The 25,515-nt window shown below is 67.7% G+C and carries 23 protein-coding genes and 1 pseudogene; 19 read left to right on the top strand and 5 right to left on the bottom strand.

Annotated elements, in window-relative coordinates; translation table 11 throughout:
- The first annotated feature begins 131 nt into the window (after positions 1 to 131).
- From BZL64_RS18145 to BZL64_RS18080, 14 genes are all read left to right on the top strand, one after another.
- A complete protein-coding gene (locus BZL64_RS18145; RefSeq protein WP_143663194.1) occupies positions 132 to 1,574 on the top strand; it encodes an MmgE/PrpD family protein in 1,443 nt (480 codons plus the stop codon).
- A 71-nt stretch (positions 1,575 to 1,645) separates the two neighbouring features.
- On the top strand, positions 1,646 to 2,164 hold the full coding sequence (locus tag BZL64_RS18140; RefSeq protein ID WP_158101541.1) for a TOMM precursor leader peptide-binding protein: 519 nt from the start codon (positions 1,646 to 1,648) through the stop codon (positions 2,162 to 2,164).
- 14 nt (positions 2,165 to 2,178) lie between these two features.
- On the top strand, positions 2,179 to 3,375 hold the full coding sequence (locus BZL64_RS18135; RefSeq protein WP_158101540.1) for a YcaO-like family protein: 1,197 nt from the start codon (positions 2,179 to 2,181) through the stop codon (positions 3,373 to 3,375).
- Between the two features lie 12 nt (positions 3,376 to 3,387).
- Positions 3,388 to 4,161, top strand: coding sequence for a SagB/ThcOx family dehydrogenase (locus BZL64_RS18130; protein WP_086770234.1), 774 nt, complete (start codon positions 3,388 to 3,390; stop codon positions 4,159 to 4,161).
- A 1-nt stretch (position 4,162) separates the two neighbouring features.
- Entirely contained in the window at positions 4,163 to 5,215 is a 1,053-nt protein-coding gene (locus BZL64_RS18125) for a JmjC domain-containing protein (protein ID WP_086770233.1), read from the top strand.
- A 1-nt stretch (position 5,216) separates the two neighbouring features.
- Positions 5,217 to 6,326, top strand: a complete 1,110-nt coding sequence (locus BZL64_RS18120; protein ID WP_086770232.1) for an insulinase family protein — start codon at positions 5,217 to 5,219, stop codon at positions 6,324 to 6,326.
- Positions 6,327 to 6,338: 12 nt separating this feature from the next.
- Positions 6,339 to 6,899: a hypothetical protein gene (locus tag BZL64_RS18115; RefSeq protein ID WP_143663193.1), complete on the top strand. Its 561-nt coding sequence runs from the start codon at positions 6,339 to 6,341 to the stop codon at positions 6,897 to 6,899.
- Entirely contained in the window at positions 6,899 to 8,131 is a 1,233-nt protein-coding gene (locus BZL64_RS18110) for an MFS transporter (protein ID WP_086770230.1), read from the top strand. The genes BZL64_RS18115 and BZL64_RS18110 overlap by 1 nt, the downstream gene beginning before the upstream one ends.
- Complete coding sequence (locus BZL64_RS18105) at positions 8,128 to 9,600, top strand: AMP-binding enzyme (protein WP_086770229.1); 1,473 nt, start codon at positions 8,128 to 8,130, stop codon at positions 9,598 to 9,600. Before BZL64_RS18110 ends, BZL64_RS18105 begins: the two co-directional genes overlap by 4 nt.
- Positions 9,597 to 10,082 (top strand): acyl carrier protein, encoded by a 486-nt coding sequence (locus tag BZL64_RS18100; RefSeq protein ID WP_086770228.1) that lies wholly within the window; start codon positions 9,597 to 9,599, stop codon positions 10,080 to 10,082. The genes BZL64_RS18105 and BZL64_RS18100 overlap by 4 nt, the downstream gene beginning before the upstream one ends.
- The gene (locus BZL64_RS18095) at positions 10,079 to 11,503 is read left to right on the top strand and encodes an AMP-binding protein (RefSeq protein WP_086770227.1); all 1,425 of its coding nucleotides are present in this window, start codon (positions 10,079 to 10,081) and stop codon (positions 11,501 to 11,503) included. Before BZL64_RS18100 ends, BZL64_RS18095 begins: the two co-directional genes overlap by 4 nt.
- Before the next feature lie 83 nt (positions 11,504 to 11,586).
- On the top strand, positions 11,587 to 12,936 hold the full coding sequence (locus BZL64_RS18090; protein WP_086770226.1) for a condensation domain-containing protein: 1,350 nt from the start codon (positions 11,587 to 11,589) through the stop codon (positions 12,934 to 12,936).
- Positions 12,937 to 12,981: 45 nt separating this feature from the next.
- A complete protein-coding gene (locus BZL64_RS18085) occupies positions 12,982 to 13,974 on the top strand; it encodes a serine hydrolase domain-containing protein (protein WP_158101539.1) in 993 nt (330 codons plus the stop codon).
- 276 nt (positions 13,975 to 14,250) lie between these two features.
- Positions 14,251 to 14,844 (top strand): YdeI/OmpD-associated family protein, encoded by a 594-nt coding sequence (locus BZL64_RS18080; RefSeq protein ID WP_086770224.1) that lies wholly within the window; start codon positions 14,251 to 14,253, stop codon positions 14,842 to 14,844.
- A gap of 275 nt (positions 14,845 to 15,119) precedes the next feature.
- On the opposite strand, the gene leuE is transcribed toward BZL64_RS18080, so the two are convergent.
- A complete protein-coding gene (gene leuE, locus BZL64_RS18075; RefSeq protein ID WP_086770223.1) occupies positions 15,120 to 15,770 on the bottom strand; it encodes a leucine efflux protein LeuE in 651 nt (216 codons plus the stop codon).
- A 98-nt stretch (positions 15,771 to 15,868) separates the two neighbouring features.
- On the bottom strand, positions 15,869 to 16,492 hold the full coding sequence (locus tag BZL64_RS18070) for a TetR/AcrR family transcriptional regulator (protein ID WP_086770222.1): 624 nt from the start codon (positions 16,490 to 16,492) through the stop codon (positions 15,869 to 15,871).
- Positions 16,493 to 17,049: 557 nt separating this feature from the next.
- On the opposite strand from BZL64_RS18070, the gene BZL64_RS18065 reads away from it, so the two are divergent.
- Positions 17,050 to 20,727, top strand: coding sequence for a family 78 glycoside hydrolase catalytic domain (locus tag BZL64_RS18065; RefSeq protein WP_244205383.1), 3,678 nt, complete (start codon positions 17,050 to 17,052; stop codon positions 20,725 to 20,727).
- Between the two features lie 125 nt (positions 20,728 to 20,852).
- On the opposite strand, the gene BZL64_RS18060 is transcribed toward BZL64_RS18065, so the two are convergent.
- Positions 20,853 to 21,734 carry a LysR substrate-binding domain-containing protein gene (locus tag BZL64_RS18060; protein ID WP_086770221.1) on the bottom strand — a complete coding sequence of 294 codons (882 nt, stop codon included), beginning with the start codon at positions 21,732 to 21,734 and terminating at the stop codon, positions 20,853 to 20,855.
- Between the two features lie 71 nt (positions 21,735 to 21,805).
- Between BZL64_RS18060 and BZL64_RS18055 the strand changes: the two genes are divergently transcribed.
- The 3 genes from BZL64_RS18055 to BZL64_RS18045 are packed head-to-tail and all read left to right on the top strand — an operon-like array spanning position 21,806 to position 24,359.
- Positions 21,806 to 23,011 carry a thiolase family protein gene (locus BZL64_RS18055; protein WP_086770220.1) on the top strand — a complete coding sequence of 402 codons (1,206 nt, stop codon included), beginning with the start codon at positions 21,806 to 21,808 and terminating at the stop codon, positions 23,009 to 23,011.
- Positions 23,008 to 23,703, top strand: a complete 696-nt coding sequence (locus BZL64_RS18050) for a 3-oxoacid CoA-transferase subunit A (RefSeq protein ID WP_086770219.1) — start codon at positions 23,008 to 23,010, stop codon at positions 23,701 to 23,703. The genes BZL64_RS18055 and BZL64_RS18050 overlap by 4 nt, the downstream gene beginning before the upstream one ends.
- On the top strand, positions 23,700 to 24,359 hold the full coding sequence (locus BZL64_RS18045; RefSeq protein ID WP_086770218.1) for a 3-oxoacid CoA-transferase subunit B: 660 nt from the start codon (positions 23,700 to 23,702) through the stop codon (positions 24,357 to 24,359). Before BZL64_RS18050 ends, BZL64_RS18045 begins: the two co-directional genes overlap by 4 nt.
- 100 nt (positions 24,360 to 24,459) lie before the next feature.
- On the opposite strand, the pseudogene BZL64_RS18040 reads toward BZL64_RS18045, so the two are convergent.
- Positions 24,460 to 24,657 (bottom strand): annotated as a pseudogene (locus BZL64_RS18040) (winged helix-turn-helix transcriptional regulator); the annotation flags it as partial.
- 181 nt (positions 24,658 to 24,838) lie between these two features.
- On the opposite strand from BZL64_RS18040, the gene BZL64_RS18035 reads away from it, so the two are divergent.
- Positions 24,839 to 25,123, top strand: a complete 285-nt coding sequence (locus BZL64_RS18035) for a hypothetical protein (RefSeq protein ID WP_086770217.1) — start codon at positions 24,839 to 24,841, stop codon at positions 25,121 to 25,123.
- Positions 25,124 to 25,267: 144 nt separating this feature from the next.
- Here the strand turns inward: BZL64_RS18035 and BZL64_RS18030 are convergent, their stop codons facing one another.
- Positions 25,268 to 25,504, bottom strand: coding sequence for a hypothetical protein (locus BZL64_RS18030; protein WP_086770216.1), 237 nt, complete (start codon positions 25,502 to 25,504; stop codon positions 25,268 to 25,270).
- Between the last annotated feature and the right edge of the window lie 11 nt (positions 25,505 to 25,515).

Here is a 25,515-nt window from a genome sequence, read left to right as displayed (position 1 = left end):
GGTCCCGGCGTCCAGTGACAACGGGCGGTAGGTTCGCCCTGAGTTGCCGAGCATGCCGGAAATCCTGGGGTCTTTCCCTCGGTTCCGGTAAGTGTGCCGTCTGAATAGCCTGGCCAGGCAGAATTCAGTGCGTGTGGTTTCGATTCCGGTATCCCCGGAATCGAAACCACACGCGTCCCTGGCGGCAGGAATTCGCCTACGGCAGTCGCACCACCGATCGCGAGGATGCTGTGTGGCCCGATGGTAAGAACTTCGGCGAGGCGCTCAACGACTGGATGGACGGCGTGTCAGGGAGCCTCGACGTCCCCGAGGCGCTGGTCGAGGACTCGGCAGCCGCTTCCGCCGACTTCCTGCTCTGCGCGCTGATCAGCCGGTTGCAGGCGAGTGAGGGCGGCCGGCGTGCCGGCGACGGCACGGATGCCGAGGACACCTCGGGGGCCCCGATCTGGTGGACCGGAAAGACTGCCACGGCCGAACGCGCGGCCTCGGCGAATCTCGTCGCGGGCATCGCCTCCGATTTCGACTCGGTTCACTATTTGGCGGGAGGGCACCTGGCGGCTTTCCTGACCCCATCTCTGTTTCTCCGGCCGGGTGTCCCCGTGGACGAGATGCTGCGCATTCAAGCAGTCGCCACCGAATTTGGTGTACGTCTCGGACAGGCGGTCAAGGACCAAGTGCGTGCCCACGCATTTCATGTCACGCCGATTATCGGAGGGCTGAGTGCTGTGTACGCGCTGGCCCGCAGAAGCGAATTGCCGGTGGACCGGATCAGATGGTGTCTGCGTCTCTACCTCTCGACATACAGGTCCGACTATCAACTCCTGGGCAGTGACGGGCGTATGTACCAGATGCGTCAGGCCATGAGACAGGCGCACGGAGTCGTCGTGGAAGGTGGTCTGCACTCCAATATCGATCGACGCGCTGCCGACGAATGGTGGCAACCGTTTTCTGCCATGGGTGTACCGATGAATACGCAGTCAAAAGAGTCGGAACAATGGCTCTCCCGTTCAGGGGCCACCACTTTGAAGTCCGCGCCGTGCTGCGCGTACTTCTTCGAAACCTTGGCTGCTGTCGCAGACCTCCGGAGAAGAGTTCCTGCCGGCGCATTGCGGCAGCTGCACGTGCACGTCCCTCGGTATGCCCTCGCCGCACATCGTGGTTCGGCCGGTGTGACCTGGCTGGACCCGTTCGATCTTGTGCACAACATCGCCATCTGCTGGGTGCTGGGAAGGGACGCCTGGACTCCCTTGGCAGAACTGCCGACCGACGTCGTGGAACGGGCCGCAAGGCTGATCACGCTGCATGAAGTGTCTGATCGGACAGCGGCGGCGGTGACAGCGGTGATCAGTGACGGAGTCGTGACGGCCAGCACTGAAACGATCCATAAAGAGACCGGCCGAGGAAGCACTTACCCGGCACTGCAACGGAAGGCCGAAATCGTGAGCGGACATCTCAGTGGGGAATGGCGACAGTTGGCGGCTGCGAATGATCCACGGAGACTGTTGCGCCGTCTCCTCGATGTGTGCGGCGAGCAGCCGGGTGGATCGCCCGTGACCGCCGGAGGGCTCCAGTGACTTTCCCCCCGGTCGCAGTGTCCGGTGTCCGCGTTCTCACGACCCGGGCGTACACATCCGTTGTCACGGAGTTGAAAGCGCTGCCGTCCATCGACGGTGAACACAACTCGGCATACGAGGGCGAAACCGCGGCGCAGACCCTGTGCGTGGATGTCGTGGGCGCCGGCGAAATCGACAACCTTCTTCCCCGAGCCCTCGACTGGGCTCGACGCGGCGGCCTTCACCTTCCCGTCGTCATCGGCGCGCAGCACACATCAGTGGGACCGCTCACCAATCCCGGCTACGCCGCCTGCATCCAGTGCGCCGACTACCGCGGTTGCCTCGACTCGACGACACCACTTGCCGTGGCGGACGAGCAGGCAGGTGCACCCGATGTCTCGGCGCTCACCGTGAAGCTGATCTCCGTCACTGTGGCTCAGGAGATCGACAGAGTTGTGCGTGCCGAGAACACCCTGCCCATGACCCTGGGCGGCTTGATCCGGATCGATCACGCCACGGGGACAGTGGGCACCACGAGGATCGGCCAGGTCGACGGCTGCGAGGTGTGCTCGTCGTTGCTCGAGTTCGCCTTCCAGGGGGCGCTGGGATGAACAGAGTCGCTGGGATGAACAGGATCCATGGACCGCAGCCGCACCGCATACGTCAGCTGGAAGATCTTCTACTCGAACAGAGCGGCCAGGTATCGACTCTCCAGCCCCTTGACGACTTCTACAACGACGAGCCTCGGGGACAGGGCTGGGTGGCGCAATTGCCGCCCAATGCGCACCTGCCGCTGGGTTCGGCCCACAATCCGCGAGCCACCGGAGGGCGAGGTCGAGGGGAACTGGCTCGACTGAAAGCCCTGATGGAGGCAGCTGAGCGCATCTGCCTCAGCACGATACCCAAAGAGGCACTCCGGTACGGCTCAGTATCGGAGTTCGACAACTGCCTCGCTGCTGAGGCGTTTCCGACACCTTGGCGGGATTCTCCGGTATGGCGGATGCCCCTCCACTGGTGCGAGGCCACCAAGATCGGCTCACCGTCATCGACGCCCGTCATGATTCCGGCGCAACTCGTGTACTGCCCGTTCAGGGAGACCGATGAACGCGCGATGCTCTGGGACCCGAGCAGTAACGGAGCCGCCGCCGGCTTCTCTGTCGAAGATGCGGTGGTGCGCGCGACGCGAGAGGCGTTCGAACGTCACGCCATCATGCTTTCCCACTACTTGCGGCTGAGTGGCAGGGAATTGGACTGGCGCGACCTGGCCCTTGAGCCAGGGCCCATGGCCATGGCGATGGAGGCAACCGCGCTGGGGCTGGGGATACGGGTGGCATGCCTGGTCGAGACTCCCTTCCCCGTGGTCGTCTGCTGTGTGGTCGACCCGTCCGGCAGGTTTCCGGCGCTCACCACCGGCAGCGCCTGCGGAGTCTCACTCGAGGAAGCCGTAGGCGGTGCGATGAGTGAGGCACTGTACGCGCGCAGACAGGCTCGGGACTTTCTGACGAACGTCGCAGCCGTGGATGCGAGGGAGCTGGAGACGATCGAGGACCGTGTCGTCTACTGGGGTCAGCCACAAACCATCGAGAGACTTGATTACCTCTTCGGCAGCTCCATGCCGCTCGAAGGTACGTACACAAACGGCTTCCTGGACGAGGGATACGTGGCGGACATCACCACACCGCTGTTCGCCGAGGCCGGAATTTCGGTTGTGAAGGTTGTCCACCCGCGGCTTCAACCTCTGTTCTTCGCCGAGGGCGAGAAGCGGATCCTCGGCGATCCGGACGCGAGCTTGATCTCCTCCGAACCGCACCCCTATGCCTGACGGGAAGTGAATATGAGCGCGAACAAGGGTGCGGCTGTCTCGGCACTCGATTTTCACCGGACAACCTACGCCGACGCGGCGATGCTCTCCGACTGGGCAATGCTTCCCGTCGACCAGTGGCCCGATGAGTGGTTCACGTACAACGAGAAGAGTTTCCCCCGCCTTGAGAGGGTGCAACTCCAGGTGCCGGAGGCTCCGCCTTCCGGCCTCGGCCGTGAATGGCTGGCCCGTCGGGCCAGCAGTCGTACTGCTCTCGATCAGATGTCTCTCGCCGCTCTCTCCCAGGTGCTCTGGTACACGACACACTCCGATCCTCCGGAGGAATACGCTCCCGGCAGCTGGCACCGGCCGTACCCGTCCGCCGGCGGGCGCCTCGGCTGCGAGTTCTACGTCATCGCGCGAACCGTCGAAGGCCTTCCGCCGGGCGTCTACAGCTACGGCACGGCTCGCCATGAGCTGCATCGACTGCGTCCCGCCGCGACCGAGCCCATGCTGCGTTTCGTCTTCGGCGACGGGTGGGTGACCAAGACCTGCGCGCTCCTGGTCATCACCCTGTCGATGGACAGGCTCGAGACGAAGTACGGCGACCGCGGGTACCGCTACGGGTTGATCGAGACCGGTGCCGCCTCCCAGACGGTCTCCCTCGTGGCCGGCGCCGCGTCGATCGGGTCCTGCGTCCTCGGCGGGTTCGCGGACGTTCCGCTGGGCCAGCTCCTTTTCTGCACCCCCGAATCGGAGGTGCCGGTGGCGGCCATCGCCTTCAGCCTCATAGAGGAGGAGCGCTGAGATGCTCGTAACGGACGACAACGTCGAGCCCGTTCTTGGCGTTGGCAAAGCAGAGCTGTCCGAGGCGAAGGGGCGTAGGTGGCTTCACCGGAGCGCCGCCCTGCAGTCCCATCACACCTATTCGTGGAACGACCTGAACACGTCCTTGCGGTACGGCAATCTCGGTCCGGATCAAGTGCGGCTCGTCGGCGGTGACGTGTCCGTCGACGAGCTGTTCCACAGGTCGGTCGCGGGTGGCTCACGCACCTTCCTCCGGATCGTCCCCGAGGCAGTGCACCGGGCCCTCGCGACCGGCGGGACCCTTGTGATCGACCAGCTGGACCTGATCAATCCCTGGGCCGATCAGGTGGCCCGCGCTCTGGCCGGCATCTTCACGACACGGGTCCAGGCCAATCTCTACGCGTCGCTGCGTGGAGCGCCCGGATTCGGCGCGCACAAGGACACCCATGACGTCTTCGTGGTCCAGGGCCGTGGGAAGAAGCACTGGACCTTGGGGACCGGGGCCGACACCTCACAACTGACCATGGTCGCGGGCGACGTGCTGTACCTGCCGGAGGGCACCAGCCACGACGTGGCCACCGGCGCTGAAGGGGCCCTGCACATCACCTTCGCCATACCGCGGCCCAATGTGCAGGAGCTGCTGTCGTGGACGATCTCCCATTCACAGGACACCGGTCTGCTGGCAGCCATCGATGAGGGCGATCCCGGAGCCACGGCCACGGCACTTGCCGAGCGGACGCACAAGATCAGTGACACCGACGTGAGCACCTTCCTCGAAGAAGGACTGAGCAGGGGAGTGGCACCGTCGTACGTGAACCTTCCCTACGCCGTCCGCGAGGCCGAACCGAGCGGGACCACCACGCTCTTCGCCCGGCGCTCCTTCGTGAACATCCTGCCGGACGGGGCGGACGAACACGCGCAGGTCCTGGCCTGTCTCAGCGCGACCGACGAGATGGCGGTGGAGGACCTGCTCTCTGTCAGCGGTGTGAGCAAGCCATTCGACGTGGTCCGTGAACTCGCACAGCGGGGCCTGATCAGCCTGTCGGAGCGTTGAGATGCACCGGATGCGAGAGGCGGCTCCGGGGCTGGGGTGGTACGACCACGACGGCAGCGTCGGCGCGTTCGCGCTGACGTTTCCCGCCGGCTTCGTGGCGGAAGGCGCCGACCGTCCCGGCCTCGCCCACTTCACCGAACACTTGCTCATGGCACCGAGGGACGGGGCCGCCCACCCGTACGCCCAATTCGAGGAACAGGGTTGCCTGCTGGAGGCGCAGACCAGACGGGACCATCTCACTGTCACCGTCAGCGGACCACAAAGACACCTGCTGCGCGCCGCCGAGACCATGGTCGCCCACCTCACCGACCTTCGCCGTCCGGCCGATGCCGCCCTTCAGCAAGCGGAGATCATCCACAACGAAGTGCTGGAGAAGACCGGGCTCGCTCCCCGGTCGGATCGCTGGCGTTGGTGTATCCCCGCGCCCGGCGGTGGGATCGGCGTGGACCACGACCCCGTCGTCGCCCCGGCGCTCGCGGGGCCGGCGGTCCACCACGAGGCATGGAAGGCGTTCGCCGTGCAGAACGTGCGTCTTGAGCGGTGCAGTGCCGCAGTGGTCGCCGATCCCGCACTGGTTGCTCCCGAGGACATGGAATCGGTGCTCGGTGCCAGGTCGCTGCCTGACGCCCGCGACGTTCCGCGCCCCGACACCGACCCCCGGACAGTTCGCGACGAAATCGTCCTTCCGGTGGACACCAACGACCTGGCCGGGCAGAGCGCCGCATTGATCGCAGCCAAGCTGGTGGCGAGAGAGGTGACCGCGGTGCACGGTCAAGCGGTCGCGGACATACGCTACGGCCTCTTCGACGAGTGGTTCAGTGAGAACGCCCCGACGACCGTCACCGTTTCCGTCCCCGCTGACGCCGACTTCGGTGCGCTCGAACGGCGACTGCACGAGCTTCGAGAGACCTCGGTGGAGCCGAGCGCCATGAACTGGGCTCGCGAGCGGCTGTCGCAGGAGTGGGCCGCCCGCGTCACGTCACCCTCGGCGTGCGCGCGGTCGATGGCCTGGATGCTGTCCGGGGGGCGACTGGGCATTCCCTTCGCCCCCCTCGACTCCGCTCTCGTCGAGCGCAGCGCGTCCGCGGCTGCCATGCTGGCGGGGGCCTAGATGCCAAAGCCCGTGACACGCCTGAACCGCTGGGGCACGACCATGGACCTCGTCCGGCGGCCCTCGCACTTCTCTGCCACCACGTCCGTGCGAGTCGCCTCCTGCGACGATGTGCTGTCGTGGCTGTGCCTGTGCGAGTGCTTCGCGGGGGGCTTCTCAAGTCCCCTGATGCGTGCGGGCCGGCTCAACGGCACACTGTTCCGAGTTCACCTGGCGCTGCTCCCGAGTACGCCCGGCGACGGTGTCCTGGCGCTGACGTTCACCTCCTCCGCGCGGTCCGAGCCGACGAGCCTGGCGAGCGTCCAGCGGGCGCTCGACACGATCCTGGCGGCGGGCGAGGTGACGCCCGCCCAATGGCGAAGCGCAGCACTTCGCCTGCGGACTCGCCTGGAGACCAGTGATCGCCTGCCGCGCCGTTCGCCATGGCACCGGTCCCCGTACGACGCCCGCCTCGCCGATCCGTTGTCGTGGGCGGCGCGCACCCGCCCCGACCGTGAGGTCTACCAGCATCCGATGGCCGCACTGATGCAGGAAATGCCGGGACATCACGCGGATGTGCAGGGGGGCCGGTGATGCGTTCCTCTGTCGAGAAGAAGACGCCGAGCCCCGTCAAGGTGCTGCGCAGGACCAGCACGGCATCGAGCCTGGAAGACGGTGCGTTCGCCCTGGTCCTTCCCGTTCTCGCGGAGCAGTCCACCGGGAAGTACGGTGTGGCGGCGGTCTTCGTGGCGGTTACGGCACCCTGGGCACTGGCGTCGCTCCCGATCGGATACCTCGCCGACCACATGTCGCGCACGCGTCTGCTGAGGATCGCGGCCGTCGTACGCACGGGGCTCGCCGCACTGCTCGCCGCCCTGTACCTGTTCGGCAGTCCCGCGCCGGGGCTCGTGGCGGTCGTGGCCTTCGGGTTGGGCAGCTGTGCCGTGGCTTCGGAGATCGCCCGCCAGTCGCTCGTGCCGCAGCTGGTGTCGAAGCCGGACCAGCTCGTCTCCGCCAACACGGAGATCGCCAAGGTATCCCAGCTGTACGGCGGTTTCGTCGGACCGTTGGTGGGCGGGGCGCTGCTGACCTGGAGCCAGTCGGGTGCCACGATCGCTCTGGCGATGTTCGCCCTGATCACTCTGATCGTCACGCTGGGGCTACCGGAAACACCCGCCCTGCGTGATGAACCCATGCGCGTACAGACCATGGTGACAGTGGGGTTGGACGGATTCCGCCACATCTACCGTCAGCGCACGCTTTTGACGCTGGCTGCTCTGAGTTTCACGGTCTCGGCCATCTGGTACGTCTGGCAGACGTCCTTCACGGCCTTCGCACTGGCCGACAACGGACTGGGCGCCTCAAGTCTCGGCTACTCGGTGCTGCTCCTGGCCGGCACAGCGGGAGCGCTCGTCGGCAACCAACTGGTGCAGCACGTGACGCGGACGTTTCCCTTGCGCACCGTGTTGTCCATGAGCCTGGCCGTCTGGGTCGTCTGGTTCGTCGTTCCCGCTCTGACATCGAGTTGGTACGCGATCCTCGCCTGTCTCGTCCTGGGCGGTTCCGCCGGGCTGCTGTGGAACACCGTCTCCATCACGGCTCGGCAACTCGCCACCGCGGGCCATCTGTTGGGTCGTACGACCGCCGCCTACCGGATGGTGACGCGCACGGGTCGGGTGATCGGGGCGGCCATCGCAGGACTGATGATGACGCACACCTCATGGCAGCACATCTTCGCCATCTGTGCCGGTGCCGTCGCGGCCGTGGCTGTCGGAATCCTGGTTCTCTACCGTGACCGATCCATGCTCGAGCCGGAAGCGCGGTGACGACGTTGACCACTGCACGGAACACAGGCCGGTCGGCCGGCGAGTGGATGCCCGCCGCGTCTCTCGTTCTCCACGCACGCGACGGCAGCACGCACTTCGTCGAACGGGATGATCTCCGAGCGCGCTTGGCGCAGATCCGAGAGGAGCTGCGCCAGGAGGTGGCCTCCGACGATTCCATCTGCCTCCTGCCAAACGGGAAAGCGTCCTTCGAGCGTTTCCTGCTGGAACTCCTGGCAGCCCTCGGACTGCCAAATCCGGTGGCCGTACCGGACGATGACACCTCCGCGGCGATCGCTCAACTGGCCCGCCTGGGGTTGACGGCCGGTGCGCTCGGACAAGAACGGCAGCCACGAGACGAGCCCGCCCGGCGCGAGGTACTGCCGAGCCATGCCCTCCTGCTCAGAACCGGAGGCACCAGCGGCCGGATCCGTTACGCGGTGAACACCAGCATGCGCCGCACCCTGGGCCGGAATCGTCGGTTGAGCCTGGCGAGTGCACTGGGGCTGAAGGACGGGAAACGCGCTTCTCTTGCCGGTTCGATTCGTCACGCCGCCCACCTGAGCATGCTGTTGGACGCGCTGAACTATCACACGCAGGTCCACGTGTTCGAGAAGCCCGACCCGGCCCAGGTGTTGCACCACATCCGCCGGGACAGCGTCCAATGGATCGTCACCACTCCACTTCATCTGCGGATCATGCAACGCCAACTGCAGGACGGTAAGGGTACGTCGGACCTCAGGACCGTCGTCCACATGAGTGCGGCGTGCTCGACGCCGGTCAAACGGTTCTGGCACTCCACGCTCGGTGCCGAGAACGTGTACGAAGTGTTCGGAGCCTCCGAGGGAATCGGGACCACGGTGGCTCGAGGAGATGAATGGGAGGAGCGTCCAGGCACAGTCGGCAGGGGCTTCTACACCTCGGTGAGCGTCATGGACTCCTTCGGCCGCCCGGCGGCGCCCGGCGTACTGGGTGACGTCTACTTCAAGAGCGGAACATCGGCGCGACCGCTGCACGTCGGACAACGAGACGTCGTCACGTGGACCAGTGACGGGCACGTCAGTATCGGCGACCAGGGCCGGCTCGACACGGACGGCTATCTCTATCTCGAGCCGAGGCCTCAGCTGCGGATCACGGTCGGCGGGACCACTGTCCTGGCTACGGACATCGAGGAGGCGCTGCTCGACGTCCCCGGAATCCAGGACGCGGCTGCGGCGGCAGTGTCCAATCACGTGACGGGACAGCGTGTCGTCTGCTTCGTGGTGCGCGACTCCCACGGTTCCGACGCCGAGCCGAACGAGTTGATTCCCGCGCTGCGACGGGTACTGCCGCCCGCCGCCGTTCCTCGCAGAATCATCGAAGTAGAGGCTGTTCCCCGGTCACCGTCGGGCAAGGTCAACCGCACCGTGATCTCGGAAATGGCGCAGATGTACTTCGCGGCAGATGTACCTCGCAAGGGAGAAGAGCAGTGACCGTGCAAGCGATTCCTGAGAACCCGCACTTCCAAGGGATTTACCGCCGTACGGCAGACAGTGCTTGTGTCGTCGCGGTGGCGCCCCGCTCCTTCATGTCCGTGCCGGAAGTGCGCGCCGTGTTGAGCGAGCTGCTTGAGGCACCGCCGCACCGATTCGTCTTCACGGTCCTTCATTCGGGAGAAGGCCTGGAGGACGACGCCGTCAGCGACGAGGTGGTGGCCGCCAGGAAGTTCCACCGGATGCGGACCCCCGAAGGGCCGGTGGAGTCGCAGTTGGCGGAGAGGATCCACCTCACCCTGCCCGATACCGCGGTACTGAGCATGACCGACGACATCAAGGACCTGGGGGGCGATTCGTTGCTCTGCCTTGAGTTGAGTGAGGCCATCGCCGACATCTGGGATGTGGAGATCGAGCCCGTGGATGTCTTCCGGGTCGACTCCCTCGCCGCCCTTGCCGCGGACGTCGAGGCGGGACGATGACGTCCGTTGCCTTCGACCTGCTGGCAGCCGGCGAGTACGACGCGGCGGCTCTTGTCGATGGCACGCGGGTTCTCACCCGCGGGCAGGCACGGGAGATGGCCGATGGCATCGCCCGATTCCTGGGCGATGGCACGAAGCAGCTCGTGATGGTGGACAACCCCCGTTCCTTGTCGGGGGCTCTGGCCTATGTGGCTGCGCTGCGTGCCGGCCATGCGGTGATGCTGATGGAAGCCGCGGGTCAGGGTGACGCGCCCAGGCTGATCGAGCGACTTCGCCCGGATGTGCTCATGGGGCCCTCATGTGTCAGAGCGGCCGAAGCTTCGCCGCACTATCAGCGCCAGGTGCGGGAGGTTCCTCACGGCGGGGTGGCCCGGTGGGCCATCGACGCCGATCCGGCCGCGCTCGCTGAGGATCTGGCCCTGGTCGCCCGCACCTCCGGCTCCACATCCGAGGGCAAACTGGTACGGCTCTCCTACGACAACCTCGTGAGTAATGCCGCAGGTATCGTCGCTGCGACAGACATCCGTGGATCGGACCTTGTCGCGACGTCACTGCGCCTGGACTACAGCTTCGGTCTGTCCATGTTCCATTCTCATCTCGTGGCGGGCGCCGCCGTGGGCCTGACCACGGCATCGCCGACCATGGACCGCTTCTGGACGGATGTCGAGCGCTGGGGCGTGACGTCCACGGGGATGGTTCCGTCCACGGTGCGTTTCATGCTGCAGGATCCGGAATCGAAGGCACGGCTGTCCGTGCTGAGATCGCTGCTGGTGGCCGGTGGTTCCTTGCAGGCCGACTCGTTGCGACGGCTCCGTGAAGCGGTCGGTCCGCAGGGATCCGTCTTCTACATGTATGGCCAGACCGAGGCGACCGCGCGGATGACCTGCCTGGACCCGGAGTTGGCGGCCGAGCACGAAGGAAGTGTCGGAGTTCCGATAGCGGGTGGGCGGATCGAGATCCGCGGACCGGACGGACTCGAGGTCGGCCCCGGCCGGCGGGGCGAGGTGTACTACAAGGGACCCAACGTCATGCTCGGCTATGCCGTCACGCGTGACGACCTCGCCCTGTCCGACCTCTGCGGTGGGGAACTGGGAACGGGTGACGTAGGCCGACTGCAAGACGGCGTGTTGTATCTGGAGGGCCGCGTCGATCGCCAGGTCAAGGTACTGGGTGAAAAGGTCAATCTGGACGCTGTCGAGGCCGCCGCGGTGTCCGCTCTCGGCGGGACGGCCGCGGCTGCCGTGCTCACGGAACCCGATCAGGTCCACCTCCATGTCGAGGGAGGACCCGAGTCTCTGAAGCGGCTGCGTGCCTGGGGCCTGGCTGGTCTGGGAATTCCACCGGGCTGCCTGAAGCTGCGAACCGTCGCGCATCTCCCGAGAACACCGTCCGGCAAGGTGAGGTACCACTCGCTGAGCTGAATGATCGTGCCAAGGACTGCGGGAGTTCGGCTCGACGCGGAAGGGGCCTCTGCCGGACCAGGGGACGCGATGCTCAGGAGGGTATGCCGGACATGAAGGAAATGACGACACTGACGGTGCGGGGCGAACCGGACACCCTGCCCTTCACCTGGGGGCAGCGGTGGTGGTGGAACGAGTTTCCTCCAGAAAGTCCGGACAGGCGAAGAGGGAACATGATATTTTCTCTCGATTTTCCGTCCGGCATGTCTCTCACGGGTGCTCTGGAGGTGCTGGCAGACATAGTCGGAAGGTTCGACACTCTGCGGACCCGATACGAGCTCACCGGTAGATCCGTACCAGTGCAGGTGGTTGAGCGCCAGGCGCACATACCCGTCTATTTCTACACTGCGGAAAAGGATTCCCCGGTACTCCCGGAAAGCATTGACGAGTCAATGCGCACGCACAATTTTGATCTTCATGGACATCCGCCTGCATGCTTGGCCATCGGGCTCGGAAGTGAAGGGGAACCAGTCCGGCTCCACGTGTTCCTCGACCACATCGTCACTGATTTGGCGGGTGCTGTACACCTGAAGCGCTACTTTCGAAGTGTCATCTCCGGAGAAGGGACCCCGGCCGGCCCGATACACCAGCCCGCCGATCAGGTGGCCCTTGAGTCGTCGGAAGCCAGACGGCGGCGCAACAAAAAGGCTATGGAATATTGGAGATTCGAACTGAAGGCACCCGCCCCCGACGCATGGTTGTCCCATGTGGCCGCGGCGAGGAGCGGAAGCGCACTCAACTTTTCCAAGGTCTCCCTGGACTCGCCGTTCCTCGGCGCGGCACTTCCGATTATCGCAGAGCGTCATCAGGTGAGCGTCGCGCATGTTCTCTGCCATCTCGCAGCCTTGACTTTCGAGGGCTTCGCGGGAATTCCACCTCATTTCAACATGATTGTCTCGACCCGCCGCTCCCAAGCGGAACGATCCGCGTTGGGGATGTATTCACGATCCATACCGATCAGCCTGAAAACGCGTGGGCGGACGGTTGACGAGTGCATCAGGGACGCGGCGAGAATGATGATGCGCGGACAGCTCTTCGCCGCGTGCGATCCCACGGATTTCGATGCCGTGTGCCGAGAAACAGGATGGCCGGACAGGGCGATGATCGGGGTTTCCCTCAATGACGGATACAGCGCCACGATCAATCCGTCGGCGCAGCCCGCCACGCGAAGGGACGATCTCGAATCCCTTTTGAAGCTCAGCACTTTTGAACATCCGCACTTCCGGGTGCATCAGAACGGGCGTGCGTTGAAGATCGACTCGGGAAAGGGCCCGGCAGGCGTATTTCGCCTGTCCCTCGAAGTGGATGCTCGACTATTTTCTGCTTCCGCTGCAGAAAAAGCTCTGGGTGAATTCGAAGAGCGGGTGCTGATGTATCTCAAGAAGAGCCGGTGAAGGCAAGGACTATCTGTGCGGAAAGATGGCCGGACCCCCGAGTCCGTGACGCGTATTCATGTGCTGCTGCAGGAATTAGTGGACCGCAAGATCATCCTCGGTGCTCAGGGGTTCTCTCTGGAGGACGGCGAGGGCTGTCACATCGTGGTAGGAGAGGCAGCCCCGGGGACTGACGTCACGCCCGATATCGCCGGACGGCTCTACTGCGCGAACAAGCCCGTGCTGGCCGTCACCACAGGCATCGCGTCGGAGGAGGGCCTCGTCGGCCTGCACACCGCGCTGTCACACTACTTCGACGACTGCACGCCGGCCATGGCTGCGGTGACCATCGCGGACCTCCTCGGACACACCGTCCTGCTTCCGCCCACCCTGCACAAGAACGCCGCCTCACTGGACGAACGTGCTCGTCGCGTCGTGAATCGTGCCGTGCCTCGGCCGGGAAGCGCCCACTACAACGCACAGACCACGTCGGCGTTGCTCGGCGGGATTCTCGAGCGCGTGTACTCGATGCCTCTCGAACGCGTGATAGCCGAGAAGGTCGCTTCCCCGCTTTCCCTGCGCGACCTGTCCCTCATGCCGCGTCCGGGCAGGCCATACGGCCCACTTCATCGCCGTGACGGGAGCATGTGCTTCGTCCCCGTCGAGGACGAGGCGCGAGGCCTGAGCCCTGTAAATCCCGGTCAGGCCGGCGTGTCGACGGCTGCGGACATGGGCCTGGTGTATGCGGATCTCTTGAAGTCCCTGAAAGGCCAGGGCACTCTACTCGCACCGTCAACTGCCCGGAGCTTGCTCGAAATCAGACGTTCGATACAGCTCTACGACCTCGGTCCGCGCAGCTGGGGACTCGGCTTCCAGCGCGACTTGCCGCAGGGCATCTTGGGGGCCGGGTGGAGCCGTGACACCTTCGGACATGTGGGCACCGCTCCGCGGCGCATCGTTGTCCTTCACGCGGCCGATCCGGCTTCGGATCGTGTTCTGACGTTCAGGTTCTTCAGCAGCATCGATGATCACCGGGTGCAGCAGCTGACGACGAGGTGAGGAGGTGTCCGGGGGCTCGGCGGGTGGCGACTACTCCGCAGGCCGGGCAGGCGTTGGGCCACTCGTCGGCCGTGACCAGGCGAACTGGGCGCCCTTCGTCGGCCAGCCGTTCAACCGACGCCACGCGCCCCCGTTGTGTCGAGCAGCAGCAACGTACCGTTGACCAAGTCCGTGGCTCCCCGTGATCGTTCTGTGTCGGGAACAGAGGTGATCACGCAGGCTCACGGGCGTCCCGCATCTTGGGCCCTGCCCGAATGCGTCACGACAAGTGGCCGTGTGTGGTTCGCTGCTGGGGTGACTCAGGACTTGGAGATCTTCGCATTCGAATCCGCCGAGGCATTCCAGGCATGGCTCGGCGAGAACCACGCCGTCTCGCCCGGCATCTGGCTCAAGCTGCGCAAGAAGGGCCCCGGAATCGTCGCGCTTGACTACCCCCAGGCGCTCGACGTGGCACTCTGCTACGGCTGGATCGACGGTCAGAAGGCCAAGTTCGACGACGAGTGGTGGCTCCAGCGGTTCACCCCGCGCACGCCGCGCAGCAAGTGGTCCAAGATCAACCGAGACGAGGTGGCCGCCCTGATCGAGCAGGGCCGGATGCGTCCGCCGGGGCAGGCCGAGGTCGACCGCGCGAAGGCGGACGGCCGCTGGGAGGCGGCCTACGCCGGTGCGAAGACCGCGACGGTGCCGGACGACCTCGCGGCGGCGCTGACCGCCGACCCGGCCGCGGCGAAGTCCTTCGAGACACTGGACCGGCAGAACCGCTACGCGATCCTGTACCGGATCCAGGACGCCAAGAAGCCCGAGACCCGGGCGCGCCGGATCGAGAAGTACGTAGCGATGCTGGCGAAGGGCGAGAAGCTGCACCCGTAGTCACGGACAGGAGTTCACCGAGGGCGTCGGCCGGGGTGTGGTCCTGGCCGGGGGTGAGGCGTTCGGCGGCATGCTCATGGTCCACGCCGGTCGCACGGATGCTTCCTTCGCTCCTGGCACGGACCGTCCGGCGCATGCCGAAGGCACCTGAATGCACCGGCCTGCCCGGTTCCGGTTTCGGCGGCGATCTCGGTGATGGGGTCGAGACTTCCGGACGCACCGAACCGCGTACGACCCCGGCACGTGCCGGCAGAGCGGCGTCGGCGCGCCGCGGATCAGGCGTTGGCCAGTGACAGTTTGACGGCGAACCCGAGAAAGAGCGCACCCGCGGCCGACGTGGCCCCCGCGGCCAGCCGCTTGCGCCGCCGGAACGCTGCCGCCAGGCGTGTCCCGCCGAAGATCAGCGCGCTGAGGTACAGCACGCTCGCCAACTGCGCGAACATGCCGAGAAAGACGAACGACAGGGCCGGATGCGCATAACCGGGGTCGACGAACTGCACGAAGAAGGCGACGAAGAACAAGATCGCCTTGGGGTTGACGAGGCTGATGACCAAAGCCCGCAGGAAAGGCCGTTCTTCGGCGACGGTGGCGGACAGGGCGCTCGGCGTGGTCCGCTCCCGTCGGCTGCGCCACATCCCCCACGCGGCCCGGAGCATGCCGACGGCCAGCCACGTCAGGTAGCCGGCGCCTGCGTATTTCACGATGCCGAAGAGGAGGGAGTTGCCCTGAAGCAGCGAGGCGACACCGGCGGCGGAGAGGGTCATCAGCACGGCGTCCCCGCACCACACGCCGGCTGCGGCCGTGTAGCCGGACCGTACTCCGCGCCGGGCGGCCACGGAGAGAACGTACAGCGAGTTGGGGCCCGGCAGCAGGATGATCAGGGCTAGGCCCGCCAGGTAGGTGGGGAGGTCGTTGACGCCGAACATGGCAGGAGTGTCGCACGCCGACGGGGGAAGGCCCCGAGGGGGTGTGCTGGGCCACGTGTCCGGGAGAGATCCGCAGAATGCGGGTGGTGCCGAGGCGCTCACCCGTCGCCAAGGTCCTCGTCGAAGAGCAGGCGGACGAAGTCGGTGACAGGTCCGACGATGTCGAGGTCGGAGTCGAGGACCCACTGCATCTGGAGCCCGTTGAGCACGGCGTGGAAGAGTGCGGCGGCGCTGTCGGGGCTGATGCCCTCGCGCAGCCTGCTGCGGGCTGCCGTGCCCTGCAATCCCTCGGCGAACTGGGTGCGCCCCCGTTCGTAGCGCTCCACGAAGTAGGTGTGGGCGGGATGATCCGGCCGTGAGGCCGCTGCGGCCAGCTCGATCCACAGGCGCATCAGCTCGGGCGCCTTCTGGTGGTGGCGGATGAGTTCGGCGAGGTAGGGCGCGAGCCGGTCCGGGCCGTCGACCTGTTCCAGGCCCTGCTGCCAGTCCTCGGCGTCGCGTGCGGCGAGCACCTGGGCGAGGAGTTCCTCCTTGCTGGCGAAGTGATGCAGGAGGCCGGCGTGGGTGATGCCGGCCCGCTCCGCGATGTCGCGCAGGGAGGCCTTGGCAAAGCCGTTCTGGGCGAAACTGTCGCGGGCGGCCCGTACGATCTCCGCTCTGCGGGCCGCGGTCTTGGCGTACGGCCCACGCGCTTTCGGCTCACGCGCTTTCGGCTGGCCCACGGTGCGGTCACTCTCCTTGGTGTGACTGGTCCAGCGCAGCAGCTGGGCCTTGATCCCTACCTTAGGGTCGCTCTTCGTTCGCTCGGGTGTGGGCGGCCGTACTCGCGTGCGGACCCGGCTCGGTCGGAACGTCGGTGAGTACCTTCCGGCTGCCGTGGCGGCGTTGGCGGCCACACCTCCGTCGCCCTCGCGGTGTTCACCGCCGGTGCAGGAGAGCGAGACGTACGAGCTCGGCGGCGAGGAGGCTCGACGCCTCGCCCGGCGATCCGCTCGCGCAGTTCCGGCGAGGTGGCTGACCGGTACGGATCCGTACCGGTGGGCGTCGTCCCCGATACGGACCATTGTGTTTTGGCCACGGTTGTTCGTAAGCTTTCCACTTGGAAGGTATTGAAACGTTTCAGCTCGCTGTTTCGCCTGCTGCCGCCCATGCCCAGCCATGAGCACCAGGCGTGGAGGGGGGAGGGCCCCCGGAATCCAGCGCGGCAATACCTCACGGGGCCGTTGATCGCAGTCCCCTGTCTGCGCATCTCGTTGTGCGCGTACGAAAGGAATGAGCCGTGGCCGAGGCGAACAGAAGTGCGTTGAGCCGCCGACACCTGCTCGGGATCATGACGGCGGCGGCAGCCGGGGCCTCCCTCCCGCTCGCCACCGCGCCGAACGCCGTGGCGGCATCCGGCCCGAACGGTTCCCGCCCCGCACGCATGCAGGTCAACTCACGGGACGAGCCCCTCGGCACGGAGACCGCCCCTGCGTTCAGCTGGGTGCCCCCGGTGGCCAGGCAGACCGCGTACGAGATCCAGGTCGGCACCGGCCCCGGGAAGGCGGACGTCTGGCGCAGTGGCAAGGTGGCCGGCTCCAACAGCACCGAGGTGGCCTACGGGGGCGGCGCGCTGGGCTCGGAGCAGGCGTACTTCTGGCGGGTGCGGGCCTGGGACGAGAAGGGCGCGGCCGGTCGCTGGAGCGAACCCGCGGTGTGGGAGACCGGCCTGTTGAAAGGCGAGAAGGACTGGTCGGGCGCGCGGTGGATCGGCGGTCGCGAGGCACAGGACCACGACTGGCAGGACCTGGCCGCGACCGTCGTCTTCCGCGGCGGGTCCGACGCCGCCGGCGGCCTGTCTCTGCTCCTGCGAGCAGAACCCATCGGCAAGACGTGGGGCGAGGGACTGAACTGGACCGTCCGGCGGTCCGGCGACGACATGCAACTGGTGATGAAGACCAGCCACTACGCCGGCAACACCTGGGTGGACGACGGCACCACGAAGCCCCACTGGGGCGTCGACCACTACGACCCGCAGAGCGAGACCAACCCCACCACTGCCGGCACCCGCAGCATCCCCGTCGGTTCCGTCACCCTGCCGGAGTCGACCGGACTGACCAAGGACACCTGGGCCACCCGCGACCACACCGTGAAGGTCGAGGCCCACGGGCTCACCGTGACCACGACCGTCAACGGCGTCCAGGTCGACAGCCGCACGCTCACCGGCGACCAGATCCGCCGCCACGGAAGCTTCGGCTTCGCCGGCGGTACCTCGGCCACCATCCGCAGCGTCAAGGTCACCGGCACCGGCGCCCCCGACCTCTCCGTCGACCTCACCACCGGCGCCAACCCGTTCGAGGCCGGCATCGCCACCCTCGACGGCCTGACCTTCCCGCCCAAGAACCCCTACATCCCCGGCAGAAACGCCGTGCTGCCCATCGCCAACCCGGCACCGCTACTGCGCCGCGCCTTCACACTGCCCCGGGGACGCTACATCGCCAAGGCGCGCCTGCATCTGAGCGCCGCAGGCAACGTCACGTTCACCGTCAACGGCGACCCGATCACCATCGACGGCCGGCCGGCGAACCGTGACAGGACCAACGTCCCCCGGCTGCTCACCGACCAGAGCACCTACGACCGCACCGTGCTCTACGACACCTTCGACGTCACCGCTCTCCTCGAAGCCGGCCGGGAGAACGTCGTCGCCGCCGAACTCGGCCGTGGCTGGTACGGCGTGACCACGCCCCAGGAGTGGTACTGGCACCTCGCCCCCTACGCGGGCCAGCCGCGTATGCGGGCGAAACTCGTCGTGACCTACACCGACGGCTCCGCCACCACCCTGGTCACGGACAAGGACTGGCTCGGCACGGACGGACCCACGACGTTCGACTCCGTGTACTCGGGTGAGAAGTACGATGCCCGGTGCGCGGACGAGCTGGGGGAGTGGCGCTCGGCCGGCTACCGGACCGGCCGCGAGTGGCGGCCTGCCACCGTGCTGATCCCTCCGGGCAGCTGCGCCGGCCCCTCGCCGAAATACCACGGCGCGCTGCCCGCCACGACGGTCCCCGAGGGCTTCGCGCCGGCCGTCCTGCGAGCACACGAGGCGGAACCGGTACTGGTCGGCCGGACGCTGCGCCCGGTGTCCCTCACCGAGACGGCCCCCGGCTCAGGCGTCTGGGTCCTGGACTACGGGCAGATCATGACGGGCCTCGTCCGCCTGGCCCTCACCGGCGTACGCCCCGGCAAGGAGGGACTCACGCTGCGGATCCGCGGCGGCAACCGCGTCGCCGGTACCGGCACGTCCGGCTCGCCCCTCTCCGTCGAGGAGGAGAACTTCCAGCACGACGCCAACCTCCAGACGCACTACTACACCCTCGGCAGGCGGTCGCGGCAGACCTGGGAACAGCAGTTCAGCCACTTCGGCTTCCGCTATCTGGAAGTGATGAACCTCGACGCCGTCCTCGGCCGGTCGCCCGATCTGGAACGGGACGCGGACGTACTGACGGTCGGCGTCGCTCGTACCGGCTTCGCCCGCACCGGCACGTTCACCACCGACAACGCACTGCTCAACCGCCTCCAGCGCAACCTGGAGTGGGCCGAGCAGAACAACCTGGTGCAGAAACCCACCGACACCCCGTCGCGGGAGAAGAACGGCTGGACCGGCGACGCGATGGCCAGCTCCGAGTCCGAGTCCCTCACCTGGGACGTCAACGCCCTCTTCACCAACTGGCTGCGTCACTTTCCCGACAACCAGATCTCCACCGGCCAGCTGCCCATGGTCGTCCCCCTCGGCAAGGGCGGATTCGGCTACGACCGCACCCCCGGCTGGAACGCCGCGTGGAAGGCGGTGCCCGCCTGGGACTCGGCGTACTTCGTCATGCCGCGGGAGCTGTACACGTACTACGGCAACAGCAGCCTGTTCGCGGAGCTGTACGACCACCAGGACACGCTGCTGAAGTACTACGAGACACTGTTCACCGCCGAGAACGACTACAGGTTCGAGGCCTCCCTCGGTGCCTACTCCGGCGCCGAGAGCCCCGGCAGCAACGCCGTCATCAGCCTCGCCTTCTACATCCACTTCTGCGACTACATGGACGAGGTGGGACGCGGGCTCGGCCGCACCGAACGCGCCGCCCACTACGCCACGTTGGCGCGCATGCTCCGCAAGGCGTTCATCACCCACTACTGGGACGCGTCCGAGGGCCACTTCACCCAGGGCAGCCTTTCCAATGAGAACGCCTTGGCCATCGCCTTCGACCTGGTGCCCGGCTCGGACCTGAGCCCCGACGATCCGCGCCACCTGGCCGGCACGAAGACGGTCGAGGAGAACAAGAAGGCCCTGGCGAAGCTGCTCGCCGACCGCATCGTGGCGGCGGACCAGCACATCCAGAACGACATGTACGGCTCGCGCTACGAGTTCGACATCCTCAGCGAGTACGGCTACACGGACATCGCGCTCGAGGCCGTCACCCGGACCGGCCGGCCCGGCTACGTCGACCAGATCGCCAAGGGCGCCACGTCGCTGTGGGAGCAGTGGACCGACCGGCTCTCGGTCAACCACCACTACCGCTCCAACGTGGCCACCTGGTTCTACCAGGGCCTGGCCGGTATCAAGCCGACCTCGCCCGCCTACGAATCGCTGCGCATCCGCCCGTACATCCCCTCGGCCGCCGTCAACAGCAGGGTCCCGGCGAACACCGACGACACCGACCTGGCGCCCGCGACCCTCGACCACGTCAGCGCCTCGATCGACACCGTGCGCGGCAAGGTCTCCTCGGAATGGCGCCGCCGCCCGGACGGCAGGATCGACCTCGCGGTCACGATCCCGTACAACACCGAGGCCGAGATCTGGGTTCCGGCCCAGGGCGGACCCGTGACCGCACCCCGAGGCGTCGTCCACGTCCGCGACGACACATCCGGCGGGGCGGCCTACCGGGTCTACCGGGCACGGGCGGGTTCGTACCGCTTCAACGCCTGACGGCCTGACGGGGTGAAGCGAGGGCGCCGTGCCCCGGACCGTGGTGTTCGGGGCACGGCGCGGATGCCGTCACGGAATGCTGCTGATCATCGCCGGGGCCGCCATGTCCGGCCTCGGTGGACGCCTCAGAACATCGCCCGGATGACCCCCACGGTGCGGGCCAGGTGCGGCTCGGAGCGGTCCGCCCGGTGGGCGACGGCCAGCTCCACGCGTGCGTCGGCCCCGGCCAGCGGCAGGTAGGCGACGCCGTCGAGCGCCAGCGCGGTCACGGGCTCCGGCACGATGGCGACGCCGAGGCCACCGGCCACGAGCGTGACCAGCGTCGAGGTCTCGCCGACCTCGTGGCGGATGTGCGGCTCGACGCCGGCGTCGCGCAGGAGGCCCAGCACCACGTCGTACATCACCGACCGGCGGTCCGCGGAGTGCACGATCAGGTCGGCACCGGCCAGGTCCGCTGCCCGCAACCGTTTCCGGCGGGCGAGAGGGTGGTCGACGGGCACGGCGACGACGAGCCGGTCCCGGCGCAGGACGTGCACGGTGAGGGAGACGTCGGCCGCCACCGGGCGCAGCAGCGCGACGTCGATCGCGCCGGTGCGCAGCGCCTCGGCCTGGTCGGGCGCGAGCATCTCGCCGCGGAAGGAGAAGTCGACGCCGGGAAGCTCCTCGGTCAGCCGCCGCGAGAGCGCGGGCAGGACGCTGTACGTCGCCGAGCCCACGCACCCGATCGCGAGGTGGCCCACCGAGCCCGCGGCGACGAGCCGTGCGTGATGGGCGGCCTCGTCGACATCGGCGAGGATCGCGCGCGCCCGCTCGAGGTAGGCCCGGCCGGCCTCGGTGAGGCCGACGCGGCGTGTGGTGCGGTGCAGCAGCGCGACGCCGAGTTCCGCTTCGAGCTGGCGGATCTGTGTGGAGAGCGGCGGCTGGGCCATGTGGAGCCGCTCGGCGGCGCGACCGAAATGGCGCTCCTCGGCCACTGCCACGAAGTACCGCAGGTGGCGCAGATCCATATGCCGTCCGTATCAATCAGCTCGTATATGCGTACTTCAGAATATCGCGGCCCGGCATTAGCGTCGCTGCCATGAGTGCCTTCCTGTACGCCACGACACGGACGCCGTTCGGCCGCTTCAACGGCGCGCTGGCCCAAGTCCGCCCCGACGATCTCGCCGCCGCCGCGATCACCTCGACGCTCGCCCGGGTGCCGGACCTCGACCCCGCCGCGATCGACGACGTGGTGTGGGGCAACGCCAACGGGGCCGGCGAGGAGAACCGCAACGTCGGCCGCATGGCGGCGCTGCTCGCCGGGCTTCCGGTGAGCGTGCCCGGCACCACGGTCAACCGGCTGTGCGGTTCGAGCCTCGACGCGGCGATCGCGGCCAGCCGCACGATCGAGTCCGGCGACGCCGAGGTGGTGTTGACCGGCGGCGTGGAGTCGATGACGCGTGCGCCGTGGGTGCTGCCCAAGTCGGCGAAGCCGTTCCCGGCCGGCGATGTCACCGCGGTCTCGACCACGCTCGGCTGGCGGCTGGTCAACCCACGGATGCCCGAGGAGTGGACCGTCAGCCTCGGTGAGGCCAACGAACAGCTCCGGGAACGCTACGGGATCTCCCGTGAGCGACAGGACGAGTTCGCCGCCCGCTCCCACCGACTCGCCCACGCGGCATGGGAGTCGGGCTTCTACGACGACCTGGTGGTACCGGTCGAGGGCGTCGGCCTGACCCGCGACGAGGGCATCCGAGCCGGATCCACGCCGGCGGTCCTGGCCGGGCTCAAGCCGGTCTTCCGTACGGCCGAGCAGGGCGGCACCATCACCGCGGGCAACGCCAGCCCGCTCAACGACGGTGCTTCCGCGGTGCTGCTGGGCAGCGAGAAGGCCGCGGCCACGATCGGGGCGGACCCGATCGCCCGTATCGCGGGCCGCGGCGTCATGGCGCTGGAACCACAGGCCTTCGGGTACGCGCCGGTCGAGGCCGCCGACCGTGCGCTGGCGCGGGCCGGGATCGGCTGGGACCAGGTGGGCGCGGTCGAGCTCAACGAGGCCTTCGCCGTGCAGTCGCTCGCCTGCCTCGACGCGTGGAAGATCGACCCCGCCCTCGTCAACCAGAAGGGCGGCGCCATCGCGATCGGGCACCCGCTGGGCGCCTCCGGCGGACGCGTCCTCGCCACGCTGGCCAAGGTGCTGCGCGAGACGAGGCAGCGCTACGGCGTCGCGGCGATCTGCATCGGGGTCGGACAGGGCCTGGCCGTCGTGCTGGAGAACTGCGCTGTCACGGGGGCGGACCGATGAGCAGGACGGAGATCGTCGACAGCGCGGACGCGGCGGTCACCGGCATCGAGGACGGCTCCACGGTCCTCGTGGGCGGCTTCGGCATGGCGGGCATGCCGTTCGACCTGATCGACGCGCTCATCCGGCAGGGCGCGAAGGACCTCACGATCGTGTCCAACAACGCCGGCAACGGTGACGTCGGACTGGCTGCGCTGCTGGCCGCCGGCCGGGTGCGCAAGGTGCTCTGCTCCTTTCCGCGCCAGGCCGACTCCTGGGTCTTCGACGGCCTCTACCGCGAGGGGAAGATCGAGCTGGAGGTGGTCCCGCAGGGCAACCTCGCCGAGCGGATGCGCGCGGCCGGTGCCGGCATCGGCGCGTTCTACTGCCCGACCGCGGTCGGCACGCCACTGGCAGAGGGCAAGGAGGAGCGTGAGATCGACGGCCGCAAGTACCTACTGGAGTACCCGATCAGGGGCGACTACGCGCTGATCGGCGCGCACCTCGCGGATGCGTTGGGCAACCTCGTCTACCGGAAGACGGCCCGCAACTTCGGACCGGTCATGGCCACGGCCGCGACGACGACCATCGTCCAGGTCGACGAGGTCGTCGAGCCCGGACAGCTCGACCCCGAGGCCGTCGTCACCCCGTCCATCTACGTCGACCGGGTCGTGCAGGTGCGGGCCCGCCACTACACCGTGCAGGGGGCCCGATGACCACCACGCCGAGCACGCAGCCGCAGCCGTACGTCGATCACCGGCTGGCGATGGACGAACTGGCGGCCGTCGTCGCACGCGACATTCCGGCCGGTTCCTTCGTCAACCTGGGTATCGGCCGGCCCACCAAGATCGCCGATCACCTGCCGGCCGACTCCGGGGTGGTCCTGCACACCGAGAACGGCATGCTCAACATGGGGCCGAGGGCCGAGGGCGACGCCGTCGACCCCGACCTGACCAACGCGGGCAAGGTCCCGGTGACCGAGCTGCCGGGGGCGGCGTACTTCCACCACGCCGACTCCTTCGCGATGATGCGCGGCGGCCACCTCGACGTCTGCGTCCTCGGGGCCTACCAGGTCGCCTTCGACGGTGATCTCGCCAACTGGCACACCGGCGGGCCCGACGCCATCCCCGCCGTCGGCGGCGCCATGGACCTCGCCATCGGCGCCAAGGACGTCTACGTGATGATGACCCTCTTCACCCGCTCCGGAGAACCCAAGCTCGTGCCGCGGTGCACCTACCCGCTCACCGGAGTCGGCTGCGTCAGCCGCGTCTACACCGACTGCGGCGTCTTCGACGTCGGCCCCGACGGCGTGAGGATCCGCGAGACGTACGGCGTCAGCGCCCGAGAACTCGCGGAGCGACTCGGCCTGTAGCCACAGGCCGGTGCGCAGCGGTCCGGCGATCAGGACCGCGGGGAGTTGCGGGGACCTCGGTACGGGGCGCACGGTGCCGGCCGCCCGCCTGCCTGCCCGGTCAGGCGGGCGGGGTGTCGGGGCGGGCGTCGTACACGGCACGGGCGGCGTCGATGTGCGTCAGGTGCGTGGTACTCCACTCCAACAGGGGCGCGGTGGCTTCGCGGAGGGTGATGCCCATCGGAGTGAGTTCGTAACTGACGTGCGGTGGCATGACTAGAAGATCCTGCGCTACCACCGTCCGGGAGTGACCACCATCCAGCTGTACGTGTCACTGCCGCCGGAGACCTTCGTCAGCCGCGCCAGGGTGCTGGACACCCTCGCCCGGCTGGGCCCGGCCGCGGCCTGAACCCCGCCTGCCGCCCGCCGTCCCGGCTGGGGAGCCGCCCCACGACAGGCGGCTCCCCACCGCCCGACGTTCGCCCCTGGAGGCACCCCGGATGGAGCTGGACAGGGAACGGGGCCGGGCAGCCGCGCGGGGCGACCCCCGCCGGCTGTCCGCCTACGTCGACCGGTCCCTGGCCGGCGCCTACGTCGGCTCGCCCGCGACCGTGGCCGCCCGTATCGGCCTGCTGCGCGCGGCCGGGGTCGGCATCGTCCAGCTCGACATGCCGACGGAGACCGAACAGGACCGTGCCTTGCGCCGGGACCTGGTCACCCGGCTCCGTGCCGCGTACATTCCGCCCTCCCCCCGCCGTACCACCCATGCCAGGCGCGGTTGGTGACACCGAATCGGACCGTCCGGGTCGGGCCGCCGTCGGCCGCGCGCCCTGGACGCGGACGCGCGTGCGGGATTCCGCGGGCGGCAAGGGCACGGCTCTGCGGACCTACTGCCGAGCCGTACTGGTGGCCACGACGGCTCTGCGGACCTACTGCCGAGCCGTACTGGTGGCCACGATCTCGATGGCGACCCGAAGAGGTGTCTCCGCGGTCCCCAGGAGGGCCCGGGTGATGGCGATCGCCGCGATGACGCCCACACCGCGCTCGGCCAGGAAGGTCTGGACAGCCTCCATCCCGTCCTCTGCGAGGAGGGGGCGGGACTGCTCGACCAGGGTGACCCAGCGGGCGGCCTCCTCGGGGCTCAGCCCGTTGACGTGGTCGAACATGGCTTCTCCTT

The organism is Streptomyces bobili (assembly GCF_002154575.1).
In the GTDB taxonomy this organism is placed as follows: domain Bacteria; phylum Actinomycetota; class Actinomycetes; order Streptomycetales; family Streptomycetaceae; genus Streptomyces; species Streptomyces bobili.
The sequence above is the reverse complement of the archived record's forward strand: the minus strand, read 5'-3'. Positions and strand labels throughout refer to the sequence as shown.

Bases quoted from the DNA above. Each gene is read 5' to 3' on its own strand.
- BZL64_RS18135 (WP_158101540.1), top strand. From the start codon at position 2,179: ATGAACAGGATCCATGGACCGCAGCCGCACCGCATACGTCAGCTGGAA.
- BZL64_RS18130 (WP_086770234.1), top strand. From the start codon at position 3,388: ATGAGCGCGAACAAGGGTGCGGCTGTCTCGGCACTCGATTTTCACCGG.
- BZL64_RS18125 (WP_086770233.1), top strand. From the start codon at position 4,163: ATGCTCGTAACGGACGACAACGTCGAGCCCGTTCTTGGCGTTGGCAAA.
- BZL64_RS18120 (WP_086770232.1), top strand. From the start codon at position 5,217: ATGCACCGGATGCGAGAGGCGGCTCCGGGGCTGGGGTGGTACGACCAC.
- BZL64_RS18110 (WP_086770230.1), top strand. From the start codon at position 6,899: ATGCGTTCCTCTGTCGAGAAGAAGACGCCGAGCCCCGTCAAGGTGCTG.
- BZL64_RS18095 (WP_086770227.1), top strand. From the start codon at position 10,079: ATGACGTCCGTTGCCTTCGACCTGCTGGCAGCCGGCGAGTACGACGCG.
- BZL64_RS18090 (WP_086770226.1), top strand. From the start codon at position 11,587: ATGCCGGACATGAAGGAAATGACGACACTGACGGTGCGGGGCGAACCG.
- leuE (WP_086770223.1), bottom strand. From the start codon at position 15,770: ATGTTCGGCGTCAACGACCTCCCCACCTACCTGGCGGGCCTAGCCCTG.
- BZL64_RS18060 (WP_086770221.1), bottom strand. From the start codon at position 21,734: ATGGATCTGCGCCACCTGCGGTACTTCGTGGCAGTGGCCGAGGAGCGC.
- BZL64_RS18055 (WP_086770220.1), top strand. From the start codon at position 21,806: ATGAGTGCCTTCCTGTACGCCACGACACGGACGCCGTTCGGCCGCTTC.
- BZL64_RS18050 (WP_086770219.1), top strand. From the start codon at position 23,008: ATGAGCAGGACGGAGATCGTCGACAGCGCGGACGCGGCGGTCACCGGC.
- BZL64_RS18045 (WP_086770218.1), top strand. From the start codon at position 23,700: ATGACCACCACGCCGAGCACGCAGCCGCAGCCGTACGTCGATCACCGG.
- BZL64_RS18035 (WP_086770217.1), top strand. From the start codon at position 24,839: ATGGAGCTGGACAGGGAACGGGGCCGGGCAGCCGCGCGGGGCGACCCC.
- BZL64_RS18030 (WP_086770216.1), bottom strand. From the start codon at position 25,504: ATGTTCGACCACGTCAACGGGCTGAGCCCCGAGGAGGCCGCCCGCTGG.